Annotated in this window: 4 protein-coding genes; all 4 read left to right on the top strand. The window is 63.4% G+C overall.

What is annotated here, in order from left to right; translation table 11 throughout:
• The first annotated feature begins 59 nt into the window (after positions 1-59).
• A complete protein-coding gene (locus A2J02_RS22705; protein WP_068053953.1) occupies positions 60-620 on the top strand; it encodes a hypothetical protein in 561 nt (186 codons plus the stop codon).
• Positions 617-1,216, top strand: a complete 600-nt coding sequence (locus A2J02_RS22710; RefSeq protein ID WP_068053956.1) for a signal peptidase I — start codon at positions 617-619, stop codon at positions 1,214-1,216. Before A2J02_RS22705 ends, A2J02_RS22710 begins: the two co-directional genes overlap by 4 nt.
• Complete coding sequence (locus tag A2J02_RS22715) at positions 1,213-1,722, top strand: hypothetical protein (RefSeq protein WP_068053958.1); 510 nt, start codon at positions 1,213-1,215, stop codon at positions 1,720-1,722. Before A2J02_RS22710 ends, A2J02_RS22715 begins: the two co-directional genes overlap by 4 nt.
• The coding region (locus A2J02_RS29100; protein ID WP_442971502.1) for a SipW-dependent-type signal peptide-containing protein at positions 1,722-1,873 on the top strand (152 nt) is incomplete at its 3' end. The genes A2J02_RS22715 and A2J02_RS29100, both read left to right, overlap by 1 nt.

Raw genomic sequence — 1,873 nt, forward strand, 5'->3', positions numbered from 1 at the left:
GCGTCGACCTCAACGCCTTCACCCTCACGCTCGACCAGGTTCGTCCCTGACCGGTAGCAGTGACGAACAAGCACGGTCGTTATTGGGCGCTCGCAGCCGCGTCCGTCGCGGTGGTGGTCTTCGGATCAGCACAGTCGACGGGCGCGCTGTGGCGTGACGAGCAGATCGTCGCAGGCGGGACCATCAACTCCGGCACCTTGGACATCAAGGTCGGCCCGAACGGAGCGGAAGTGAACGATTACGTTCTCACTGCACTCGGCGCGGCAGACCTCGGACCGAACGGTTTCTCGCAGGCACCGCTGTCGATTCGGAACGCCGGCAACGTACCGTTCAACTTTCGGCTGCAGGGAACGACCGCGACCGGAACGGTCCCCCTTGCTTTGACTGCGACAACTGTTGCGGCCGAGGAGAATTGCCCGGCAGCAGGTGCACCGACGGGTCCGACGACGCAGTTGTACACCGGAAATGCCAGTGGTGCGCAAGCTCCGGTGCCACCGGCGGCCAGACTGTTGGCCGCAGGCGCCCGCGAAGTGTGGTGCTTTCGGCTCGCCGTCGGTGCCGATCCGCCGCAGAGCGCGTCGTCGACGGTGACGTTCTCGTTCAGGGCGGACCAGACGTGAATGCCGACGACGACACGGACGTGATCGAAACCGTCACGGACGTATCCGAGGAGAACCGGACCGGTGTCTGGTGGTGGGCGAGCCGGATCGCGTCGTACACGCTTCTGGCGGCGATGTTGTTCGTCCTCGGGGTGACCGTCGTCATTCCGAAAGTCACCGGTTCGACGCCTTACACGATTCTCACCAGCTCGATGAAGCCGACGTACCCACCTGGAAGCCTGGTGGTGGTCAAGCCCGCCGACGCAGCCGAACTCGAGGTAGGCACGCCGATCACCTACCAAATCCGTTCGGGCGAGCCCGAAGTGGTGACTCACCGCATCGTGGCGACCCGGCAGAGCGGACGAGGTATCACCACCTATGTCACTCGCGGGGACAACAACGGATCCGACGACGAGAACCCGGTGCAGATCGGGCAGATTCGCGGAAAAGTCTGGTACTCGGTGCCGTACATGGGCTACGTCAACAATTGGCTCAACGGTGAACAGCGAAAGATCACAGTGACTGTCATCGTCATCGGCTTGGCCGGGTATGCACTGTTCATGTTCGTCGGGGCAGGTGTCGATCGCTACCGCAGCCGAAAGGAGGAGTCGCCGTGAGGCACAGTACTTTTGTCGCCTGCACGGCCGTCTTCGCCGGCGTCGCAGTCGTGTTGTTCCTCGGTGCCGGATCCACCCGAGCGCAAACGATCAAGTACAGCGACGACGGGAGGGAGTGGGCGCCGACCCTTCGAAGCGCATTCTTCGACAACGATATTCGGTGGGTTCCCGGCGACTCGCGTGAATCGCAGTTCCACGTGTTCAACGACACCGACCGGGACGGACGTCTCTGGCTGACCTTCGACAGCGACAACCCGGCGTTCCTTCGAGCCCTGAGCGTCTCCATCGGCGGCGGCGAGTTGGCCGAATCGTGCGCGTGGATCGACCTCGAGGCCGGAGAGAAGAAGCGCATCGACGCGGAGGTCTCGATGGCCGATTCAGCCGGAAACGACACTCGAACCTCCATCGCACGAATCGATCTGATCGTGCAATGGGACAACAGCAACAACGCCGAGTGCCCGGAAGTCTCGGGCGCGCGGACGGATACGGAAGGGGCGCAGCCCTGATGTCGCGTCACAGTGGCACCGCCGGTGCAAGGTCGGTTCTCCGCCGAATAGGCTCTGCGCTCATCAGCGTGCGCGCCCGAGCCATCATGTCGATCGGTATTGTCCTAGGCCTCGGTGCCGTGGGAACCCTTGCCGCATGGTCGGATACGGC

Origin of the sequence: Rhodococcus sp. EPR-147, from assembly GCF_001647185.1 — a bacterium.
Taxonomy (GTDB): domain Bacteria; phylum Actinomycetota; class Actinomycetes; order Mycobacteriales; family Mycobacteriaceae; genus Rhodococcoides.